Source organism: Pseudoalteromonas sp. Angola-7 (genome assembly GCF_028599255.1).
Taxonomy (GTDB): domain Bacteria; phylum Pseudomonadota; class Gammaproteobacteria; order Enterobacterales; family Alteromonadaceae; genus Pseudoalteromonas; species Pseudoalteromonas atlantica.
The window spans coordinates 119,976-140,658 of the sequence record NZ_JAQREL010000001.1; the positions used below are offsets into that span (position 1 = coordinate 119,976).

Consider the following 20,683-nt stretch of genomic DNA (forward strand, 5'->3'; position numbering starts at 1 on the left):
GTATTTGTTATATTGATTTTAGTAAATATTACGGATATGATAATGTCTATCATTTACAATTACCTTTTCGGACTCTTTACTATGAAACACCTTTCTAAATCTGTAAAAACATTAGGTGCAAGCTTATTGTTAGCTTCTGCTTTTGTAACGCAACCGGCGCTAGCTAACGGCCCAATTGGTGAGCACGTAAACCATTTACAAGAAAACATTAAAGACTATTCAGAAGAAGTTGAATGGATGGTTGGTAAAGTAGACACCATGGTAACTGACTACAGCAAAAGCGGTGCTAAGGCTGTAAACAGCGACGATTTAATTGAATATTGGGAGTCGGTTAAGTTTCACAGCGCCATTGAAACTAACTTTGTGCCTGTATATGCCTCTATTTGGCAAGGTATTTATGGTGTAAAAATGGCTATTGATAACAACAAGCCTGCCCAAGAAGTGCGCAATCAGCAAAAAGCCATGAACATAGCCTTGTGGCAAGGTCTTGGTGCTGTTAAGCTTGCGGCAAAATTCCAGCAAAAAGGCTTACTTGATACAGTTAAAGCCACTGCTACAGAAGGCATGACCCAAAGTGCCACCATTGACGAAATCAAGCACAAGCTTGACCGTGTTGTTGCTAAATTTGCAGAGCGCTTAAACGAAGAAGCCACTGAAATTGTTCACGATACGTATTTACACCTTTTTGAAGGCGTAGAAGGTACGCTTATCGAACAAGATGCAAAACTAGTAGAAGTGCTGGAAAAAGATTTTAACGTAACACTACCGCAAACAATTAAAAGCGCTAAAAGCGTTGATGAAGTACGTGACGTGGTAAGTGATATGCACACTAAATTAGACCGCGCTAAAACGCTAATAGAAAAAGCGGAGAAGTCGCGTAAGGATGTTTTTTAAGTGAAGCGTAGGACCTTTATACAAGGCCTAGCTGCGTTAGGGGTTGTTGGCGCTTTGCCACTGCCCCTTTCTCGCGCACTAGCTGCCGATATAGCAAACCCAGTTTCTGTTGATAATTTACCAAAGCTTAAAGGTGATTTAACCTTATACCTAGGCCGTGGTGAAGGTGGTTTGTATGAAAATGTATTACAAGCGATTCAGAAAAAAAATCCTGACTTTAACTTAGCTATTCGCCGCGGCCCGACTGCTGCACTTGCCAATACTATTGTGGCAGAGGCAAAGGCAGGTGTACGCCGCGCCGATTTATTTTGGGCGGTTGACTCAGGCGCTATTGGCCTAGTTACCGATGCAGGCCTTGCAAAGCCCCTACCGAGTGATTTATCTGCTCAGTTACAACCGCAATTTAGATACGATCAATGGGCGCCGGTTACCGGTCGGATCAGAACCTTGCCGTATAACACATCGCGTTTAACCAAAGATCAAATTCCAACAAGCATAATGGACATTGCAGATAGCGATTTATCAATTGGTTGGGCGCCTGCTTATGCATCGTTTCAATCGTTTGTTACCGCTATGCGTATTTTAGAAGGCGATGATAAAACCGCTAAATGGCTTAAAAAAGTTAAAAAGCGTGCTAAAACATACGCCGGTGAACTCGGTGTTGTAATGGCGGTAGAACGTGGTGAAGTAGATATTGGTTTTGCTAATCACTACTACACGCTGCGTCTTAAATCGGGTAAACCAGATGCTAAATTAGACTTAGCCTTTACCGAGCAAGATGCAGGTTGTTTAGTCAATGCCTCGGGTATTTTAACGCTAAATGATGACCCGCTTGCTACTAATTTTATGCGTTACTTATTAAGCGAAGAAGTACAAGGTTATTTAGCCCGAGAAGCGTATGAAATACCGCTTGTTAATGGCATTACTCAACCGGCAGGCTTACCGTCGCTGAGTGACATATCTCCACCAAAGGTTGATTTAACTCAACTTGCGGATTTACGCCCCACCATCAACTTGATGCGCAACAACGGCGTTTTATAAATGCGAATACCTGCTTCTTACCCAATGGCGCTGCTTGCAGCGCTCATTACGATTACCCCTGTTTATATTTTAATTACCCTTGCTAGCGACACCAGTACCCTTTTTGACAGTCATAATTTAAAAATACTGGGCAATACGTTATCGCTAATGGGCTTAACCGTATTAGGCTCAATTTTGATTGGGGTACCACTGGCTTTTATAAGTGCTTATGTGCATTTGCCTTTTAAAAAAATATGGCTGGTGATTTTTGCCGCGCCCTTGGCTATTCCAAGTTATATTGGCGCATTTACTTTGTACGCTGCGTTTGGCCCAGGGGGTGAAATAAATAACCTACTTGGCTTTGAAACCCCACCCATGTACGGATTAAGCGGTGCAGCCATTGTAATGACCTTGTATACCTTCCCTTTTGTAATGATGACCACACGCTCGTCCTTGCTCAGTTTAGATGCCAGCATGGTAAATGCAGCGCGCACCTTGGGTATGTCGATGACACAAAGTGTGTTTAAAGTAATTTTACCCCGTGTAGTTAACGGTATTGCAGCGGGCTCATTATTAGTGGCGCTGTATACGCTTTCAGACTTTGGTACACCTGCAATGATGCGCCTAGATACCTTTACCCGGGTAATTTACGTAGAATACAATGCGTTTGCATTAGGGCGCGCGGCAATGTTGTCGCTGCAATTAATGGTTATTGTTGGCTTTTTACTTTTAATAGAATCCCAAATAAAAACCGCCTCTGAACGACACGGCCGCCCACTGGTTTTATTTCCCACTAAATGGCAAATAACCGCAATGATTGCTGCCTTTGGCCCTATTTTATTGTTAGCTATTGGTTTACCGCTGGCGATATTTTTTGTTTGGCTAGCACGTGATGGTTACAGCAACTTTGACTTTAGCATAGCGTGGAACTCAGCGTACGCCTCAGCCATTGCTGCCATAGTGGCGGTTATTGTGGCTATTCCTGTTGCTCATGCCGCATTAAGCGGAAAAGCCGGCAGAATAATGGAGCGTGTTACCTATTTTGGTTTTGGTATTCCTGGCATTGTGATGGGCACCGCGCTGGTATATGGCGGCTTGCAACTCCCGTTTTTATATCAAACATTAGCGCTTCTGATTATTGCTTACATGCTACGATTTTTACCGCTTGCCGTTGGCTCTATTCGCACCAGTACAGAGCATTTAGATCAAAGCTTAATAAAGTCGGCGCGCGTATTAGGTGCAAGCCCGCGTGAAGCCTTTACTCGCATTACCCTGCCGCTAACAATGCGTGGTATTATTGCCGGTGCTGCATTGGTATTTTTAGAATCAATGCGCGAGCTTGAAGCAACGCTATTGCTAGGCCCGACCGGGTTCGAAACCCTTTCAACCTATTTATGGCGTGTGTACGAAGCCGGTTACTTTGGCCGTGCTGCCATTCCCGGATTATTGTTAGTGGTGATTTCTGCCTGTGGCTTAGCTATTATGATGTCTGGCGAAAAACGTAACCAACTAGAACATTGAGGATTTAAAAACAAATGCTATCTGTAAGCCAGTTGTCTATAGATTACGGCAGTAACCGTGTAGTAAGCGATTTAAATATATCGTTAGGTGAAAATGAAATTCTCATGCTAGTAGGCCCTACGGGCTGCGGTAAAAGTACAATATTGCAAGCACTTGCAGGGCTTATCCCCATTAGTGAGGGTGAAATAAACGTAGGCAAATGGCGCGCAACGCCAAAACGTAATGTCCCCCCTGAAAAACGCAGTGTTGGTATGGTGTTTCAAGATTTTGCATTGTTTCCTCATTTAACGGTTGAGCAAAACATTTGTTTTAGATTAAAAGACACCGCCATTGCCGATCATTGGATTAAACTACTTGGTCTAAATGATTTTAGAGCAAAAAAGCCAGCCACCCTCTCTGGTGGTCAAAAACAGCGTGTAGCACTTGCCCGTACACTTGCTCACCAGCCAGATTTTGTGTTACTTGATGAACCCCTTTCTAACCTTGATGCCGCATTAAAAGATATGCTGCGCTGGGATATAAGAAACGCCCTAAAAGAAGCGGGAGTGCCTGCCGTGTGGGTTACTCACGACCAAGAAGAAGCGCTTTCTGTAGGTGACCGTGTAGGTGTATTACAAAACGGTAAAATACAACAACTCGACAGCCCTGAACAATGCTTTAGCATGCCAAACAACCGCTTTGTAGCACGCTTTTTAGGTGAGGCAAGCTTTATTGCTGGGCAGTTTGAAAATGGCCAAGCAACCACCAGTATTGGCGTAGCACCAGGTCAAGGTATAGACTGCGACAGTGGCGATGTAGATGTATTGCTTCGCCCTGACGATGTACAGCTTATTCAAAACTTAAATCAACCTAACGGTGAAGTTGTTTGGGTACGCTTTGAAGGTGGCAGCCGTTTATGTGCGGTTAAATTAAGCTGTAATACGCTCGTTACTAGCCGTGTAAGCCACGAGGTTGTGGTTAATCCGGGTGACAGCGTTCATGTATCTATTGTTACTACTCACCCGCTGGCTGTGTATAAAAAACAATAATTAAACTATGAGGTAGCTATGTCTAAACAGGGCCCTAATCCAAATAACCCTGCCCCTGTTGAGGGCTTTCCTCAGGTTGGCTTTTTAAAAAACTTTATTACCTCGCCTAATATAGTGGTGGGTGATTATACCTATTACGACGATCCTGACGGCCCTGAAAACTTCGAAAAAAATGTCCTTTACCATTTCGATTTTATTAAAGATCGTCTCATTATTGGGAAGTTTTGCGCCATAGCTAAAAACGTGACCTTTATAATGAACGGCGCTAATCATCAAACCGCGGGGTTTTCTACCTATCCATTTTTTATATTTGGCAACGGCTGGGAAAAATCGGCCCCGCAGGCTGGCGAGTTACCCTTTAAAGGCAATACGGTTATCGGTCACGATGTATGGATTGGTTATGACGCAACCATAATGCCAGGGGTTAATATTGGCAGTGGCTCTATCATTGCAAGTAAATCGGTGGTTACCTGCGATGTCCCCCCTTATAGCGTGGTAGGTGGTAATCCGGCAAAAGTAATTAAGCCTAGGTTTGATAGCAACACAATAAGTACGTTATTAGATATAGCTTGGTGGGATTGGAGCAATGAAAAAATCACTGCTCATCTAGATGCCATTACTCAATGTGATTTAAGCGCTTTAATAAAGCTTAAATAACCCATAAGTAATACTCACCTACCACTCAAACATGTACGCCATTTTACTAATGGTTTTTAAAGGCACGTTATGCGTGTTGCGCTTAGCGTATAAATGCTGCATAGACTTGTCTTTTACTTCACCAACAATAACTTCTTTAACTTGATAACCAAGTGCATGTGCTGCTTGAGAGTACGCAATAAACTCCCATTTTTTTATATTGGTGTTATCAACAATTACAAGCGGAATATTTTGCGCTAAAGCATTTATAAAGCGCGCTAAATTTAAATTATGATATTGCGGTAGTTTAAATTTATCAAAGTGATACTCGCCTTGCTCATTGACAAAGTAGTCATCGGTTGAACATATTAAATACTGGCTTGTATCTACTCCACCAAGCTCATCGGCTAGGGTTTGTGCATAGTAAGACTTACCACTTCCTGGTAGCCCTCTTAAAATAAAAACTTGTTTCATAGCATCCATTTCTGGGTAATGGTAAATATTAAATAGTTAAAATTATGATGTGCTGATTTACCGGCTTAATTGTTACTTATTATTTCATCATTGTAAGCCATTAGAATAACGCTGAAGCAGTTAGCGCGCCCACTAGCTTACAAATTTTGCTCGGTGATTGAATAGCCTTAAGGTTGGCTAATTTCAATCCGTAGAGTCAACACGCAGTAATAATGCCACAAAATCACTAAATTTCAGAGCACCAAATAACAATAGTGGTAATTTAAAGCAAAAAACGCTTTAAAAGTAACCCACTTGCATAAAAACTTTTAAAGAGTTGCTCACAATAGTTTTTTTATTTTATTTAACTAGGTAAGATACACGGTTCAAGTTCAACGCACTAAATTTAACCGCTGCGTTGAGTAGTTAATATTATACAGTTAGGCAACTTATATCATTGGAGTGAAGATGAGCCATTTAGCGATTTCAGAGCTATTAAAAGGCAATGTTGCGGTAGACAGCCAAGTAACAGTAAAAGGCTGGATCCGTACACGCCGCGATTCAAAAGCAGGAATATCATTTTTAGCCGTTCATGACGGTTCGTGTTTTGATCCTATTCAAGCGGTAGTTCCTAATTCACTAAATAATTATGATGAAGTTACTAGCTTAACAGCCGGTTGTTCTGTGTCGGTTACTGGTGTGTTAGTGCAATCTGCAGGTAAAGGTCAGTCATTTGAAATTCAAGCTAATTCTGTCACAGTTTTAGGTTGGGTAGAAAACCCAGATTCATACCCTATGGCCGCTAAGCGCCACAGCATTGAGTATTTACGTGAGCACGCTCACCTTCGCCCACGTACAAACATGATAGGTGCAGTAACACGTGTGCGTAACTGTTTAGCACAAGCAATTCACCGTTTTTACCACGAGCAAGGCTTTTACTGGATCAGCACCCCAATCATCACAGCCAGTGACTGTGAAGGCGCAGGTGAAATGTTCCGCGTATCAACACTTGATATGCAAAACTTGCCACGCACTGATAAAGGCGACGTTGATTACAGCGAAGACTTTTTTGGTAAAGAAGCCTTTTTAACGGTATCTGGCCAGTTAAATGGTGAAACATACGCATCGGCTATGTCAAAAATTTACACCTTTGGCCCAACATTCCGTGCAGAAAACTCAAACACGTCTCGTCACTTGGCTGAGTTTTGGATGGTTGAACCTGAAGTAGCATTTGCTGATTTAGAAGATATTGCAAAACTTGCTGAAAACATGCTTAAGTACGTATTTAAAGCGGTACTTGAAGAGCGCCGTGACGATATGGAATTTTTTGCACAACGTATCGAAAAAACAGCGATTAGCCGTTTAGAAGAGTTTGTAGAAAAAGACTTTGCCCAAGTTGATTACACTGACGCCGTAGAAATACTTAAATCATGTGGTAAAAAGTTTGAGTACGCCGTTGAATGGGGTGTAGATTTACAATCTGAGCACGAGCGCTACTTAGCTGAAGAGCACTTTAAAGCACCGGTTGTTATTAAAAACTACCCGCGCGATATTAAAGCGTTTTACATGCGCCAAAACGAAGACGGTAAAACCGTTGCCGCTATGGACGTTGTAGCACCAGGCATTGGTGAAATTATTGGTGGTTCACAACGTGAAGAGCGCCTTGATGTGCTTGATGCGCGTTTAGATGAAATGGGCTTAAACAAAGAAGATTACAGCTGGTACCGCGATTTACGTAAATACGGTAGCGTGCCACACTCTGGCTTTGGTTTAGGTTTTGAACGCCTAGTTGCTTATGTTACAGGTATGGGCAACGTACGTGATGTGATTGCCTTCCCTCGTACTAAAGGCAGCGCAACCTACTAATCAAATTAATTGATTTTAAAAGCCAGCTTTTTTGCTGGCTTTTTAATGCCTGTTGTTTTTTAATTATGGCTTTGTAAAATACTGTTTATAAATTAGAGATTTATAAATTTTGAACTATAGTTTTATAACGTATTCGTTATTTGGCTAATAGCATGATAAAAAACCTTATTTTGGCAGCCACCGTACTGCTTTCTTCCTCTAACATTGCAACATCAGTTTCTGATATTGCCCCCGATCACAAGCCTTTACTTATTGGCGGCTCTTCTTCGGTCTCGCACCTATTGCATTTATTAAAGCCCAACTATGAAGAGCAAACTAATACAGCCATGCAAATCCGCTCTATGGGCAGTACTAAAGGCATTAAAGCCATAGCACAAAACATTATTGATATTGGTACAGCATCACGCTATTTAACCAATGCAGAGCAAGAGCAATACCCTCATGTACGTCAAATTGTTATTGCGCAAGATGCGCTGGTATTTTTTACTAATAAAAAAAATAACATTGATTCGCTAAGCGTAGAGCAACTCAGCGACATTTATTCGGGCAAATATAAGACGTGGCAAGAAATTAACCCAGATTATAAACCAGAGACACAAAGAGATAATAAAATTCTTCTGTTTAGTAAGGCCTATAACCATGGCACATTTGATATTTTATTAGAGTTTTTAAACCTATCTTTTATGCGGGTTCCAAATGGTAATACAATTAAACTAAAGCAGGCTGGTAACCGAGGGTTATTTCCTAAAATGGAAGTGCAAATGTATGACGAATTTAACCAAGCCCTTGGCATAGTACAACGCATGCCCAATGCCATTGCTTTTGACTCTTACGGTGCAGTCTCGCAGCTGCAGGGCTCTAAAAAAATAAATAAAATAAATTTACTCGGTATCAATGGCGTTAACGTTTCAGATGAAACTATTAAAAATGGTGAATATACGTTTGTTCGCCCACTAATTTTATTGGTAAATAGCCAATCGAGCCGCTCTGTAGAACAAACAGAGCTGCTGCTCAATTTATTAAAAGATAAGCGTGTTTTAGATACTTTGTCAGCGCATCATTATTCTTTGGTTGAGGCTGAATAAAAAAAGCCGCAGGAACCTAAGTTCACCGCGGCTTTACAACCAGAATATGTTTATAGTGCGTTTTCAAGCTGCGGTAATACCTCAAATAAATCAGCAACCAGGCCGTAATCTGCCACCTGAAATATAGGTGCGTCTGGGTCTTTATTAATCGCTACAATAACTTTTGAGTCTTTCATACCTGCTAAATGTTGAATAGCACCACTTATGCCCACGGCAATATACAGATTAGGCGCCACGATTTTACCCGTTTGCCCTACTTGCATATCGTTCGGTACAAAGCCTGCATCAACGGCAGCACGAGACGCACCAATTGCAGCGCCTAACTTGTCAGCAATACCGTTTAATAAAGCAAAGTTTTCACCATTTTGCATGCCACGACCACCCGATATAACTACCTCTGCTGCAGTTAGCTCAGGACGCTCTGACTCGGTTTGTTCAATACTTACAAAGTCACTTAATTGAGTATCACTTAGCGTATCTAATGCATTTATGCTGGCAGGTGATTGTTGGTTTTGTAAGTCAAAACTACTCGCTCGTACGGTGATCACTTTTTTACTATCAAGCGATTTAAGCGTGGCAATTGCATTACCGGCGTAAATGGGGCGTTTAAATGTATCGCTATCTATTACTTCTATTATTTCTGACACTTGCGCAACATCTAAAAGCGCTGCAACGCGAGGCATAAAGTTTTTACCTGTGGTGGTTGCACTGGCAACAATATGCGTATAATTATCGGCAATAGCTAAAACAAGCTCGGCCATATTTTCAGCTAACTGATGTTGATAAAGTGCATTATCGGCAGTGAGTACAGTTGTTACACCTTCAATACCGGCAACCTGTTCGCTCATTGCACCTATATTTAAGCCCGCAATAAGTACATCTATATCAAAGCCTAATTTACTTGCCGCATTGATTGTTTTTGAGGTTTCTGGTTTTAGTGCACCGTTATCGTGCTCTGCAATTACAAGTGTTTTCATTTAAATCACCTTTGCCTCTGTTTTAAGTTTCTCTACCAGCTGCGCTACATCTTCAACAATAATACCGCCACTGCGCTTAGCCGGCTCTTCTACTTTCATTAACTGTACGCGGGGTGTTAAATCAACACCTAACGAATCTGCTGCTATAACATCGAGTGGTTTACGCTTTGCTTTCATTATATTTGGCAGCGATGCATAGCGAGGCTCGTTTAAGCGTAAATCGGTAGTTACAATAGCGGGCAGTTTAAGTGCAACAGTTTGTAAGCCACCATCTACCTCACGGGTTACATTCACTGTGTTACCGTTTATATCCACCTTAGAGGCAAACGTACCTTGGCCGCGCTTAGTTAAAGCCGCCAGCATTTGGCCAGTTTGGTTGTTGTCTGAGTCAATAGATTGCTTGCCTAAAATAACCAGTTCTGGGGCTTCTTGCTCAACTAATTTTGCTAATAATTTAGCAATGTGCAGCGATTCTAGTTTTTCATCGGTTTCGATGTGAATGGCTTTATCTGCACCTAATGCAAGTGCGGTGCGTAGCTGCTCTTGCGCTGCTTTTGCACCAATTGTTACCGCTATAACCTCTGTTGCTGTGCCCGCTTCTTTTAATCGAATGGCCTCCTCTATCGCAATTTCACAAAATGGGTTCATTGCCATTTTTACATTTGCTAAGTCAACGTCGCTGTTATCAGCCTTTACGCGTGCTTTAACGTTGTAATCGATCACTCTTTTTATTGGAACGAGAACTTTCATAGGAACTCCATCTATATTTAAACCTACAAGCTAACGTGTACGTCAACCTATTTATTTTATGAATTCAGACTACTTCCTGTTGACGTAAACGTCAACCTAAAATAACCTTAAAGTATTCACAGCCTGTAACATTTAATGTGCAAGTATTAAAAAGGCTGCATTGCTTATCTAATTTAGCTAAGCCCGTCATTGATTAAGAGGTTATTATGGTCGAACGTGAAACCATGGAATTTGATGTAGTTATTGTAGGTGCCGGCCCAGCGGGCCTTGCCAGTGCAATTAAACTCGCACAGCTAGCGCAAGAAAAACAACAAGAACAAACTATCTGTGTGGTAGAAAAAGGCTCCGAGGTAGGCGCGCATATTCTTTCAGGCGCGGTATTTGAAACCAAAGCCTTAGATGAGCTTTTGCCTAACTGGCAAGAGCTAGGCGCTCCCGTCACTACACAAGTAACACAGGATGAAATTTATTGGTTTAATAACAGCGAAAAAGCCACAACTCTCCCTCGCTTTGCGACCCCTAAAACATTTCATAATGAAGGTAATTACATTGTTTCTATGGGCAATGTGTGCCGATGGCTTGCCGAGCAAGCTGAAAATTTAGGCGTAGAAATATTCCCAGGCTTTTGCGCTCACTCTTTAATTATTGAGCAAGACACCGTTAAAGGCATTATTACGGGCGATATGGGCGTTGATAAAGACGGCAATGAAAAAGATGGTTATATGCCAGGTATGGAACTTCGCGCTAAATACACTGTATTTGCTGAGGGGTGTCGCGGCCATTTAGGTAAGCAACTTATCAACGAGTTTGCGCTTGATAAAGATGTGTCACCACAGCACTATGGCTTAGGCTTTAAAGAAATTTGGCAAATAGATGCCAGTAAACACCAGCAAGGTAAAGTTGTGCATGGTACGGGATGGCCGCTAAGTGGCGATACCAATGGCGGCTCTTTTATGTATCACTGCGATAACAATCAAGTGGTTGTAGGGTTAATTGTTGATTTAAATTATTCTAACCCGCATTTAAGCCCGTTTGATGAGTTTCAGCGAATGAAACACCACCCTGTTTTTAAGCAAACCCTTGAAGGGGGTGAACGCATTGCCTATGGTGCCCGTGCAATTGCAAAAGGCGGCCTTCACTCGTTGCCTAAAATGCATTTTGCTGGTGGCTTATTAATAGGTTGCGATGCCGGTACGCTCAATTTTGCCAAAATTAAAGGTAACCATACCGCAATGAAATCTGGCATGGTGGCGGCAGAAGTTATTTTTAAAGCGCTCCAAAGTGGCCAAGCTAATACTGATTTAGCTGATTATAAAAACGCGTTTGAAAATTCTTGGGCTTATAAAGAGCTTTACCAATCGCGTAATTTTGGCCCCGCTATGCATACCTTAGGTAAGTTTGCTGGGGGTGCGTATAATACCCTTGATCAAAACATCTTCAGCGGTGCACTGCCCTTTACCTTTAAAGACAACACGCCCGATTACGACACGCTAAAGGATGCAGCTAACAGCCCTCACATTGACTACCCTAAGCCTGATGGCCTACTTAGCTTTGATAAACTCTCTAGCGTGTTTTTATCTAATACTAACCATGAAGAGTCGCAGCCTTGCCATTTAAAGCTTAAAGATCCCGCCATTCCTATTGCGGTTAATTTAGTAAAGTTTGACGAGCCCGCACAGCGCTATTGCCCTGCAGGGGTATACGAAGTGCAACAAATTGAAGGTGAAGATCAGTTTGTGATCAATGCTCAAAACTGTGTGCATTGTAAAACTTGCGACATAAAAGACCCAAGCCAAAACATTACTTGGGTAACACCCGAAGGTGCTGGCGGGCCAAACTACCCTAATATGTAACTATTTTATGCACAAAGGTGCATTAAAAACCTATCTTTTACATATAAATTATAAACCTATCCTAAATTGCAGGGGCTTCGGCCCCTTTTTTACGGTATGCTCATAGGTAAGTTTCATAAAGTGAGTATTTAATATGCCGTCGTCAAATGTTGTATTTCGTTTTTTAGCAGAGCCTACCGATGTAAATTTTGGTGGGAAGGTTCATGGTGGTGTGGTCATGAAATGGATTGACCAAGCGGGTTATGCCTGCGCTGCAGGTTGGAGCGGCCATTATTGTGTTACTGTTTCTGTTGCTGGGGTTAAATTTAGACGCCCTATTTTGGTTGGCCAAATTGTCGAAGTTGAAGCAAAAATTGCGCATACAGGGTCAACAAGTATGCAAATATTTATTCAGGTACGGTGTGGCGATCCTAAAACTCAAAACATGGTAGAAACAAACCACTGTGTTATTAGCTTTGTAGCAATGGACGAAACAGGTTACCCGGTAGAGGTTCCTGCTTTTAAAGCACAAACAGAAGAAGATATTAAATTGGAAAACTACGCTATTAAAATGAAACAAATTGCAATTGAGACAGAAAATTTGCTTCATAAAGTATAAAAGTACAATGTAAAATTCACATAGACCATGTAAAAGGTACAACCTTTACTTAGAAAACAAAAAACTAAAAAAGTTCACCCTGCCTATAAAAAATACAAAATAGCCGTAAAAATGCCGTATAAGTCGTTTTTGCGGCTATTTTGTAACCACAGCCTATTGTTGGCATGCTCACTGCAAATAACTAATTGTCGTTTGATAAGTTAAATCAAACATTTATTATTTTTTTAAAGGAGCTATACAATGATTAAAACACTTTCTCTTTCTGCAATTGCTTTAGCAACACTGGGTTTTAACTCTGCAGCACACGCTGACATTACGGATTTTGATTCTCCTCGCATTTATACAGGTGTTGGTTATGGCCAATACTCATTTGAATTTGAAGACAGCGAAAACGACACTGAATTTGATGACGATGCACAAATGCTAAAAGGTTACATTGGTACACAATTTAACGAACACTTTAGCGTTGAGTTAGCTTATCAAAACTTTGATGAAGTGAGCGACATCGACAGCAAAGCAGAAGTTGATGGTGTGTCATTAGCAGCTATTTTAGCGGCTCCGCTTTCTGAAAGCTTTTCAGTATATGCTAAAGGTGGTTGGTTTGAATGGGATGCAGATGTAGAGCAAGAGCTTCCTGTTGGTAGCATTTCAGCATCACAAGACGGCGGCGACGTGTTTTACGGCGCAGGTATTCAATACGCATTTTCTAGCAATGTTCAAATGCGCTTAGAGTACGAACGCTACGAACTAGATGATGAAATTGACCCAGAAATGGATGTTGCATCAGTATCAATTCAATACATGTTTTAATTAGCATTTAAAACACTTAAAGGTGAGCCATGTGCTCACCTTTTTGTTGTTTATAAATAATACCCATCCGTAATAATAGCTAATCATTTTGCGGGGCTAAACGTGTCGCTCCAGTCTCAAAATAACTCCACTTAATTAAGCAGATTGGTATAAACACTAATTACTACATTTTAAACCGCTTAGTCTAATATTCGATTAAACCAGTCAGTCTAAAATATAACGCATTAACTGTACTGCTATAAATACTAAATAGAGGTAGAATAGCACCCTATTTTTTTGTTAACTGAGCATTATGAGCGATTATAGCATTTCGGCTGTTGGCCACATTCAATCCCCTTATAAACAAAAGTTTGCAATACCTAGGCAACCACGTTTAGTGCCTCAAGCTAAAGCCAAACTTATTTTTACTGCTGAGTTTAATCGTGAAGAATTTGTGCGAGGTATTGAAGAATTTAGCCATATTTGGCTATTGTTTAGGTTTCATGAAACCGCCGATAAAGGCTATTCAGCTATGGTGCGCCCCCCACGTTTAGGCGGCAATGAGCGCAAAGGCGTTTTTGCAACGCGTGCCACATTTAGACCCAACGCCATTGGGATGAGCGCTGTAAAACTTGAAGGCGTTGAGTATAAAAACGGCCAACTTAGTTTACTGCTTGCTGGTATAGATTTACTCGATGGCACGCCTATTGTGGATATAAAGCCTTACTTACCGTATTCAGATGCAATGCATGAGGCCAGTGCCGGTTTTGCCGATACCCGACCAGAAACACAAATGAGCGTCGCGTTTTCACCCGAGGCTATTGATTTTATTGCCAAGCAAACACACTACCCTGAGCTTGAAGATTTTATTACTAATGTACTAAAACAAGACCCACGCCCTGCCTATAAAAAACAAAAACAAGGCGAGCAAAGTTATGGTATGACACTGTATAATTATAATATACGCTGGCAGGTTAACGGCGAGCATAACTTAGTAACAAGTATAGAAAATAACTAAAAAGTGCAGTTAGCGCTTTAGTGTAAAAGCAAGCGCTGGTAAACTTAGCGCCCTATTAAAAAGAACATATTACTTAATTTCGGAAAAATCATGCGTACCAGTCAATATATACTCGCAACACTTAAAGAAACGCCATCAGATGCTGAAATTGTTTCGCATCAATTAATGCTTAGAGCCGGTATGATCCGTCGCGTCGCTTCGGGTTTATATACATGGTTACCCTCTGGTTTACGCGTGCTTCGTAAAGTAGAAAATATTGTTCGTGAAGAAATGGATAAAGCAGGCGCAATAGAAATGTTGATGCCGGTTATTCAACCTGCTGATTTATGGCAAGAGTCTGGCCGTTGGGAGCAATTTGGTCCTGAACTTGTTCGCTTTAACGACCGCCATAACCGTGAGTTTGCGCTAGGTCCTACGCATGAAGAAGTAATTACAGATTTTGTTCGTAAAGAGATTAGCAGCTATAAACAACTGCCTGTTACTTTGTACCAAGTACAAACTAAAGTGCGCGATGAAAGACGCCCACGCTTTGGTGTAATGCGTGCACGTGAATTTACGATGAAAGACGCGTATTCATTTCATTTAAGTGAAGCGTGTTTAGATGCCACATATAAAGTAATGCACAAAGCGTACTGTAATATTTTTGAACGTTTAAACCTAGAATACCGCCCTGTGCTTGCTGATACAGGCTCTATTGGTGGTAGCTTATCGCATGAGTTTCATGTACTTGCTGAATCAGGTGAAGACGCGATTGCCTTTAGTGATGCAAGCGATTATGCAGCTAACATCGAAAAAGCAGAAGCGTTAGCTCCAACTCAAAGTCGTCCTGAGCCATCTAAAGAGCTTAAAGCGTTTCCTACACCAGATGCTAAAACAATTAGCGAGCTTAAAAAGCACTACGGCGTTAAACCACACCGCGGTGTTAAAACATTAATTGTTTACGGTACGCCAGATGAAAACGAACAACGTGGTTTAGTTGCGCTTGTACTACGTGGCGATCACGAGTTAAACGAATTAAAGGCTGAAAAGCACCCTCTTGTAGACTCTCCACTTGAAATGGCCACTGAGGCTGACATTGTTGCAGCAATTGGTGCAAAGCCTGGTTCACTTGGCCCTGTGGGTTTAACAATGCCAATTATTGTAGACAGAACCGCTAATGTAATGGCAGATTTTGTTGCCGGTGCTAATAAAGATGACGAGCACTTTAGCGGAATTAACTGGGATCGCGATGTTAAAGAATATCAAGTTGCTGATATTCGTAACATTGTTGAAGGCGATCCAAGCCCGTGTGGACAAGGTACTTTACTAATTAAACGCGGTATTGAAGTTGGTCATATTTTCCAACTTGGTACTAAGTACTCAGAAGCCATGAAAGCAGGCGTACTGAGCGAGTCGGGTAAAAACCAAGTAATGACTATGGGTTGTTACGGTATTGGTGTTTCGCGCATTGTGGCAGCGGCTATTGAGCAAAATAATGATGATTACGGTATTATTTGGCCACAATCTATTGCCCCATTTGATTTAGCTATTGTGCCAATGAACATGCATAAGTCGCATCGTATTCCTGATATTGCTAATAATCTATACCAAGGTTTAAAAGATGCAGGCCTAGATGTTTTATTTGATGATCGTAAAGAGCGCCCTGGCGTTATGTTTAACGACATGGAATTAATGGGTGTACCTTATACTTTAGTGATTGGTGAGCGTAACCTTGATGAAAACAAGGTTGAGCTTAAAAATCGCCGCACCGGTGAAAAGTTAATGGTTGATTTAGACACCGCAATAGAGACTATTAAAGCGGCTGTTAAAGGTTAATAACACCTACGCTTAAAACAAACTTATAAGGCCACATTTAAACATGCGGCCTTTTTTATGCGCGTTTAATAGTAATGTATATAAAACCGCTCACCTAATCTCCTTCCCAGCCAATAAACTTTAATTAGCTGGTTTGATATAAATTGTCATGCAGGCTTCGCTAAAGTGTCTCATAAGTGTCATTAGATTTATCTACAGTGTTTAATTATTACACTATGGATGACGGGCATGACAAACAATCAACAGCGTAAAAAACAACATTATCCAGCCGTTTGGATATCGGATGTACATTTAGGGTATAAAGACTGTAGAGCCGACTATTTATTAGATTTTTTAAATTCAATTGAATGCGATACGCTTTATTTAGTGGGTGATATTGTTGATTTGTGGTCGATGAAGCGCAGTTTTTATTGGCACCCATCTCATTACCAAGTGCTTAGTTGCATTCAACAAAAAGCCCTTGATGGCACCCGTGTAATATACATACCTGGTAACCACGACGAGACCTTTCGCCACTACATAAATCAAACTTTATTTGGTGTAGAAGTCCACCAGCAGTTTATTCATACCACAAAAGCCAATAAACGCTTTTTACTGATCCACGGTGATGACTTTGACTCGGCAACCCGCTACAACAAGCTCATTAGTATTGCAGGCGATGCAGGTTACGACTTACTGCTGTTTTTAAATCGTTGGACTAACCGAGTTCGTAAAGTGTTTGGCGGTAACTACTATTCGCTTGCTGCATGGATAAAAGCACGCGTACATAAAGCCCGTGAAGCCATTGCCGCTTTTGAAGATGCCGCTATACATGAGGCAAAAAAACAAAAAGTCGATGGCATCATTTGTGGACACATCCATCACCCTAAAATTAAAGTAGTAGATGGCATTGTGTATTGTAATGATGGTGATTGGATTGAAAGCTGTACCGCATTAGTTGAGCAACCAAACGGTAAAATAGAGCTTTTGCATTGGTCTGATACGCAAAAAGTACTTGATACAGCCGATGTAACCAGCTTAGTTAAACCTAGTCAAACTGATACCAAACCAAGTAAGTCAGCAGCGTAACTGCTGACTTAGCCCATTTAGTTTAACCAGGTTAGTAGCCTATTTTTAAGTGTTTTAGGCTTTATTGGCTTGGTAATATAGTCATTCATGCCGGCGGTAATGCAACGCTCTCTATCGCCTTCCATTGCACTTGCGGTCATGGCAATAATTGGAATGCTAATATACTCAACCCCAGCTTTAGCATTTCTTATTTCGCTGGTGGTATCGTAGCCATCTAGGTTAGGCATTTGGCAATCCATTAAAATTAAGTCAAACGGTTGCTCTTGATTAAATTTAAGGGCAGAGAGTGCTTCTATACCATCACTTGCACAGGTAATTTTTATCCCTGTGCGTTTTAAAATAGCCTTCGCTACCTCAATGTTAATCATGTTGTCGTCAACCAATAATACATGATACTTAGACAACTCAGGCTCTGGCTCTACATCGTTTGCTTGTTTAGGCGCGGTTAAAACAAACTCATTATTAGCGCCAAAAATACTGCCTAGCTTATAGGTAAATTGATCTTGTGTAAGTGGTTTGTGCAAAATGTGGCTATGCTCAGGAAACACCTTTTTAGATTGCTTATTAACCACCATGTCTCGCAAAATAAGCACATATTTTTTATCTGCCTTTTCGCAGTAGCTTATTAGCGCATTAACTTGCGGGTGTTCGTCATCAATAATCAGTAAATCGGCATCAAATTCGCTGTGTTCACTAAAGTAGTCGAGCCTTGTAATATGGCTCGGCTGAATTTTACAGGTTTGAGTTAATAATCCGCATACATTTTTAAATACGTTATCGCGCGCAATAAGCGCCGCTACACTGACCTCTTTAGAAAGCTCAATGCCGGTATTAAGTTTTTGCTGTTGCGCCACATGTAACTCTACCGTGGCAATAAAGGTGCTGCCTACGCCCTTTTCACTGCTAACGGTGATATTACCGCCCATTAATTGCGCCAATTTTTTACATATAGATAACCCTAAACCGGTGCCACCAAAATGGCGCGTAGTGCTTGAATCTTCTTGGGTAAACACATCGAACAGTTTATCGATGTTTTCAGGGGCAATACCAATACCGGTGTCTTTAATTATAAAGCTCATTAAAATTTTACTGTCGGTAATGTATTTAGAGTTTAAGGTTAAACTTACTTCGCCTTTATGCGTAAACTTAAACGCATTATTTATTAAATTAATTAAAATTTGCTTAAGGCGATGGCTATCACCAATAACCATTCTATCAACCACGTTTTGGGTATTTAAAAAGACCTCTAACCCTTTACGTTGGCCCTGCAGCGCAATTGAATTAATCATATCGCTACAAACAGAGATAACATCAAACGAGTGATTATCAATATCTAGTTTACCCGCTTCAATTTTAGAAAAATCTAAAATATCGTTAATTAAACTCATTAACGAATGTGCACTGCTATTGGCTAATTTTAAATAGTGTTGCTGTTGCTCATTGAGGCTGTCTTCTTTTAGCATTTCAAGCATGCCTAAAACACCGTTCATGGGTGTGCGTATTTCGTGGGAAATATTGGCTACAAAGTCACTTTTTGCTTGGCTTGCGGCAAGGGCTTGGTCAATCGCTCGCTCAAGTTCAACAGTACGCTGAGATACCTTTAACTCTAACGTGCTATTTAAACCCTGTAACTGTGATTGAGTTTGCTTTAACGAGCTGATATTACGCAAAATAGCAGCAACCTGATAACGATTGCTAAATACATCAAATACGCTGGTCAGCGTGATTGAATAATATTCTTTATTGCCATCATCACCAGTATAAACCGCTTCAAATGGCATTTTAGAGCCGTGCTCTATGGTTTCACTAATGCAGTTTTTATCTTCATCTGCAAGGGTAAATAAGTTACTAAAGCGGGTGTTGTCATTACCTAGCCTACTTGCAAAAACTTTTTTAGCCGTTTGATTACAGTGAATAATAGTTTCATCACTGTCTATGGTAAAAATAGCGTCGAGTGAATTTTCAATCACTTTATTATTTTGCTCTGTTAAAGAGTGTATAAGCAGCTTGCGATTAATATAACGCTGATATAACAGCGTAATAATTATAAATATGGTAAAAAATGTGGCGGTGATGGCAATAAAACTTTCGCGCCTTTTTGCAACGCGTTCCAACAAGGTTTCAGAATCAATAGAAACGGCCATCTCTAACGGCAGCATGGCAATATCGCCTTCAAAACTTACCCGTTTATTTAAAAAGTACTGTTTTGGCGCATCACCTATTAACAAGGTTTCGTGAGAGTTCATGTTTTGGGTGGGGCTAAATTCATCGCTCCAGGTTTTGGCTTGGTTAAATTCAAAGCCAAACCGTAAATCTGGGTTTGGGTGGTATAAAAATTCGCTTTCATTATTAAGCAAATAAATATTAATCCCAGGTGGAAGTTCAAACGTTAAACTTTCAAATAACTTATCTGCGGAGTAGTTTGTCACTAAAATTGCAAACACTTGCTTTAAATGATCAAAAACAGGCTTAGCTACGCGGTATGTACTCACAAAGGGTTTTTGTATTTCACCGTTTTCGCGGTTGTAGTTAATAGGCGATATATACACGCTTTTTTCATCAAGCATGCTGGCTTTAAGTACGTAGTCTCGCCCGCCTTTTTTTTGCAGTTGTGCGCCCTCTAGCCTAATTATGTCACCTAAAAAGCGGTCTACTCGTACTATCTCTTGGCCATTTTCAGCAAGCATAATGTAACGTGCTTGCAAAATAGAATCGTCGGTTTGCATAAACCCGCTAAAAATATCAGCAAGGCGGTCTTGCCATACAGCAATTGGGGTTTGTAATAGTGGGTCGATTAATTGGTTGTCGGTCGCTCTAGATATACCTTGAATAGGTGGAGTGGCGTTTAAAAAGCGAATAGCGGTAATACTGTCGTTTAAATGATTTTTTAAAGACGCGGCTTTTGTTTCAAGCTCACGATTGAGTTCACTACGTGCATCGTTATATATCTCTGCGCGCACTTTTTTTTCAAACACATACACCGAAGGCAATGCAATAACTAAAAAAACAATAATGGCAACCAGTAATAATTTATTACCTTTTGCTGCTGTTATAAATACATTCCTTTTTAGCATTGAACCCTCACTCCTCACTATTTTCTAGGTTAGATTATAGAGGATTATTTGATAAAAAATAGAAGTAAAAATAATTAGTTACTTAAAAAAGTGTAATTAAAGTTTGAACAAATACTCTAAACCAATCACTTAGTATTACTATTAAAAAGCAGTGTTAATTTAAGATGAATACCATTCTAAAAAACATACAAATTAATATAGACGGCAAATAAAAAAATTATAAGCGATAACAGTTAAT

General features: G+C 40.6%; 17 protein-coding genes. 13 read left to right on the forward strand and 4 right to left on the reverse strand.

Features of this window, described 5'->3' with window-relative positions; genetic code table 11:
- The first annotated feature begins 81 nt into the window (after positions 1–81).
- Genes PSH50_RS00600 through PSH50_RS00620 form a run of 5 tightly spaced genes read left to right on the forward strand, consistent with a single transcriptional unit; the run spans position 82 to position 5,120 of the window.
- Entirely contained in the window at positions 82–894 is an 813-nt protein-coding gene (locus PSH50_RS00600; RefSeq protein WP_004586641.1) for a hypothetical protein, read from the forward strand.
- Positions 895–1,935, forward strand: a complete 1,041-nt coding sequence (locus tag PSH50_RS00605; RefSeq protein ID WP_004586642.1) for an extracellular solute-binding protein — start codon at positions 895–897, stop codon at positions 1,933–1,935.
- Positions 1,936–3,435: an iron ABC transporter permease gene (locus PSH50_RS00610; protein ID WP_126007128.1), complete on the forward strand. Its 1,500-nt coding sequence runs from the start codon at positions 1,936–1,938 to the stop codon at positions 3,433–3,435. It abuts the gene before it with no gap.
- Between the two features lie 14 nt (positions 3,436–3,449).
- Entirely contained in the window at positions 3,450–4,463 is a 1,014-nt protein-coding gene (locus PSH50_RS00615) for an ABC transporter ATP-binding protein (protein WP_004586644.1), read from the forward strand.
- 18 nt (positions 4,464–4,481) lie between these two features.
- Positions 4,482–5,120: a Vat family streptogramin A O-acetyltransferase gene (locus PSH50_RS00620; RefSeq protein WP_126007130.1), complete on the forward strand. Its 639-nt coding sequence runs from the start codon at positions 4,482–4,484 to the stop codon at positions 5,118–5,120.
- 18 nt (positions 5,121–5,138) lie between these two features.
- Here PSH50_RS00620 and PSH50_RS00625 read toward each other — a convergent pair whose 3' ends face one another.
- Entirely contained in the window at positions 5,139–5,573 is a 435-nt protein-coding gene (locus PSH50_RS00625) for an ATP-binding protein (RefSeq protein ID WP_004586647.1), read from the reverse strand.
- A gap of 447 nt (positions 5,574–6,020) precedes the next feature.
- Between PSH50_RS00625 and asnS the strand changes: the two genes are divergently transcribed.
- Positions 6,021–7,418 (forward strand): asparagine--tRNA ligase, encoded by a 1,398-nt coding sequence (gene asnS, locus PSH50_RS00630; protein WP_024033570.1) that lies wholly within the window; start codon positions 6,021–6,023, stop codon positions 7,416–7,418.
- Positions 7,419–7,570: 152 nt separating this feature from the next.
- Positions 7,571–8,503 (forward strand): PstS family phosphate ABC transporter substrate-binding protein, encoded by a 933-nt coding sequence (locus PSH50_RS00635; RefSeq protein WP_273609215.1) that lies wholly within the window; start codon positions 7,571–7,573, stop codon positions 8,501–8,503.
- A gap of 50 nt (positions 8,504–8,553) precedes the next feature.
- Here the strand turns inward: PSH50_RS00635 and PSH50_RS00640 are convergent, their stop codons facing one another.
- Complete coding sequence (locus PSH50_RS00640) at positions 8,554–9,480, reverse strand: electron transfer flavoprotein subunit alpha/FixB family protein (RefSeq protein WP_273609216.1); 927 nt, start codon at positions 9,478–9,480, stop codon at positions 8,554–8,556.
- The gene (locus PSH50_RS00645; RefSeq protein ID WP_054982548.1) at positions 9,481–10,230 is read right to left on the reverse strand and encodes an electron transfer flavoprotein subunit beta/FixA family protein; all 750 of its coding nucleotides are present in this window, start codon (positions 10,228–10,230) and stop codon (positions 9,481–9,483) included.
- Between the two features lie 206 nt (positions 10,231–10,436).
- Here PSH50_RS00645 and PSH50_RS00650 point away from each other — a divergent pair, with 206 nt between their 5' ends.
- The 6 genes from PSH50_RS00650 to PSH50_RS00675 all read left to right on the forward strand — a co-directional run bounded on the left by PSH50_RS00650 (position 10,437) and on the right by PSH50_RS00675 (position 17,371).
- Positions 10,437–12,083 (forward strand): electron transfer flavoprotein-ubiquinone oxidoreductase, encoded by a 1,647-nt coding sequence (locus PSH50_RS00650; protein ID WP_273609217.1) that lies wholly within the window; start codon positions 10,437–10,439, stop codon positions 12,081–12,083.
- Positions 12,084–12,216: 133 nt separating this feature from the next.
- On the forward strand, positions 12,217–12,681 hold the full coding sequence (locus tag PSH50_RS00655; protein WP_004586653.1) for an acyl-CoA thioesterase: 465 nt from the start codon (positions 12,217–12,219) through the stop codon (positions 12,679–12,681).
- 240 nt (positions 12,682–12,921) lie between these two features.
- Positions 12,922–13,491, forward strand: coding sequence for an outer membrane beta-barrel protein (locus tag PSH50_RS00660; protein WP_024033565.1), 570 nt, complete (start codon positions 12,922–12,924; stop codon positions 13,489–13,491).
- Between the two features lie 292 nt (positions 13,492–13,783).
- Positions 13,784–14,488 carry a tRNA (N6-threonylcarbamoyladenosine(37)-N6)-methyltransferase TrmO gene (gene tsaA / locus PSH50_RS00665; RefSeq protein ID WP_273609218.1) on the forward strand — a complete coding sequence of 235 codons (705 nt, stop codon included), beginning with the start codon at positions 13,784–13,786 and terminating at the stop codon, positions 14,486–14,488.
- 90 nt (positions 14,489–14,578) lie between these two features.
- A complete protein-coding gene (locus tag PSH50_RS00670) occupies positions 14,579–16,303 on the forward strand; it encodes a proline--tRNA ligase (protein WP_273609219.1) in 1,725 nt (574 codons plus the stop codon).
- Between the two features lie 228 nt (positions 16,304–16,531).
- Positions 16,532–17,371 carry a UDP-2,3-diacylglucosamine diphosphatase gene (locus PSH50_RS00675; RefSeq protein ID WP_273587320.1) on the forward strand — a complete coding sequence of 280 codons (840 nt, stop codon included), beginning with the start codon at positions 16,532–16,534 and terminating at the stop codon, positions 17,369–17,371.
- A gap of 17 nt (positions 17,372–17,388) precedes the next feature.
- On the opposite strand, the gene PSH50_RS00680 is transcribed toward PSH50_RS00675, so the two are convergent.
- Positions 17,389–20,445 carry an ATP-binding protein gene (locus tag PSH50_RS00680; RefSeq protein ID WP_273587321.1) on the reverse strand — a complete coding sequence of 1,019 codons (3,057 nt, stop codon included), beginning with the start codon at positions 20,443–20,445 and terminating at the stop codon, positions 17,389–17,391.
- Positions 20,446–20,683 lie beyond the last annotated feature (238 nt).

Coding starts and splice junctions, on each gene's coding strand:
- PSH50_RS00610 (WP_126007128.1), top strand. CDS start 1,936: ATGCGAATACCTGCTTCTTACCCAATGGCGCTGCTTGCAGCGCTCATT.
- PSH50_RS00600 (WP_004586641.1), top strand. CDS start 82: ATGAAACACCTTTCTAAATCTGTAAAAACATTAGGTGCAAGCTTATTG.
- PSH50_RS00650 (WP_273609217.1), top strand. CDS start 10,437: ATGGTCGAACGTGAAACCATGGAATTTGATGTAGTTATTGTAGGTGCC.
- PSH50_RS00640 (WP_273609216.1), bottom strand. CDS start 9,480: ATGAAAACACTTGTAATTGCAGAGCACGATAACGGTGCACTAAAACCA.
- asnS (WP_024033570.1), top strand. CDS start 6,021: ATGAGCCATTTAGCGATTTCAGAGCTATTAAAAGGCAATGTTGCGGTA.
- PSH50_RS00670 (WP_273609219.1), top strand. CDS start 14,579: ATGCGTACCAGTCAATATATACTCGCAACACTTAAAGAAACGCCATCA.
- PSH50_RS00615 (WP_004586644.1), top strand. CDS start 3,450: ATGCTATCTGTAAGCCAGTTGTCTATAGATTACGGCAGTAACCGTGTA.
- PSH50_RS00625 (WP_004586647.1), bottom strand. CDS start 5,573: ATGAAACAAGTTTTTATTTTAAGAGGGCTACCAGGAAGTGGTAAGTCT.
- PSH50_RS00635 (WP_273609215.1), top strand. CDS start 7,571: ATGATAAAAAACCTTATTTTGGCAGCCACCGTACTGCTTTCTTCCTCT.
- tsaA (WP_273609218.1), top strand. CDS start 13,784: ATGAGCGATTATAGCATTTCGGCTGTTGGCCACATTCAATCCCCTTAT.
- PSH50_RS00620 (WP_126007130.1), top strand. CDS start 4,482: ATGTCTAAACAGGGCCCTAATCCAAATAACCCTGCCCCTGTTGAGGGC.
- PSH50_RS00675 (WP_273587320.1), top strand. CDS start 16,532: ATGACAAACAATCAACAGCGTAAAAAACAACATTATCCAGCCGTTTGG.
- PSH50_RS00660 (WP_024033565.1), top strand. CDS start 12,922: ATGATTAAAACACTTTCTCTTTCTGCAATTGCTTTAGCAACACTGGGT.
- PSH50_RS00680 (WP_273587321.1), bottom strand. CDS start 20,445: ATGCTAAAAAGGAATGTATTTATAACAGCAGCAAAAGGTAATAAATTA.
- PSH50_RS00655 (WP_004586653.1), top strand. CDS start 12,217: ATGCCGTCGTCAAATGTTGTATTTCGTTTTTTAGCAGAGCCTACCGAT.
- PSH50_RS00645 (WP_054982548.1), bottom strand. CDS start 10,230: ATGAAAGTTCTCGTTCCAATAAAAAGAGTGATCGATTACAACGTTAAA.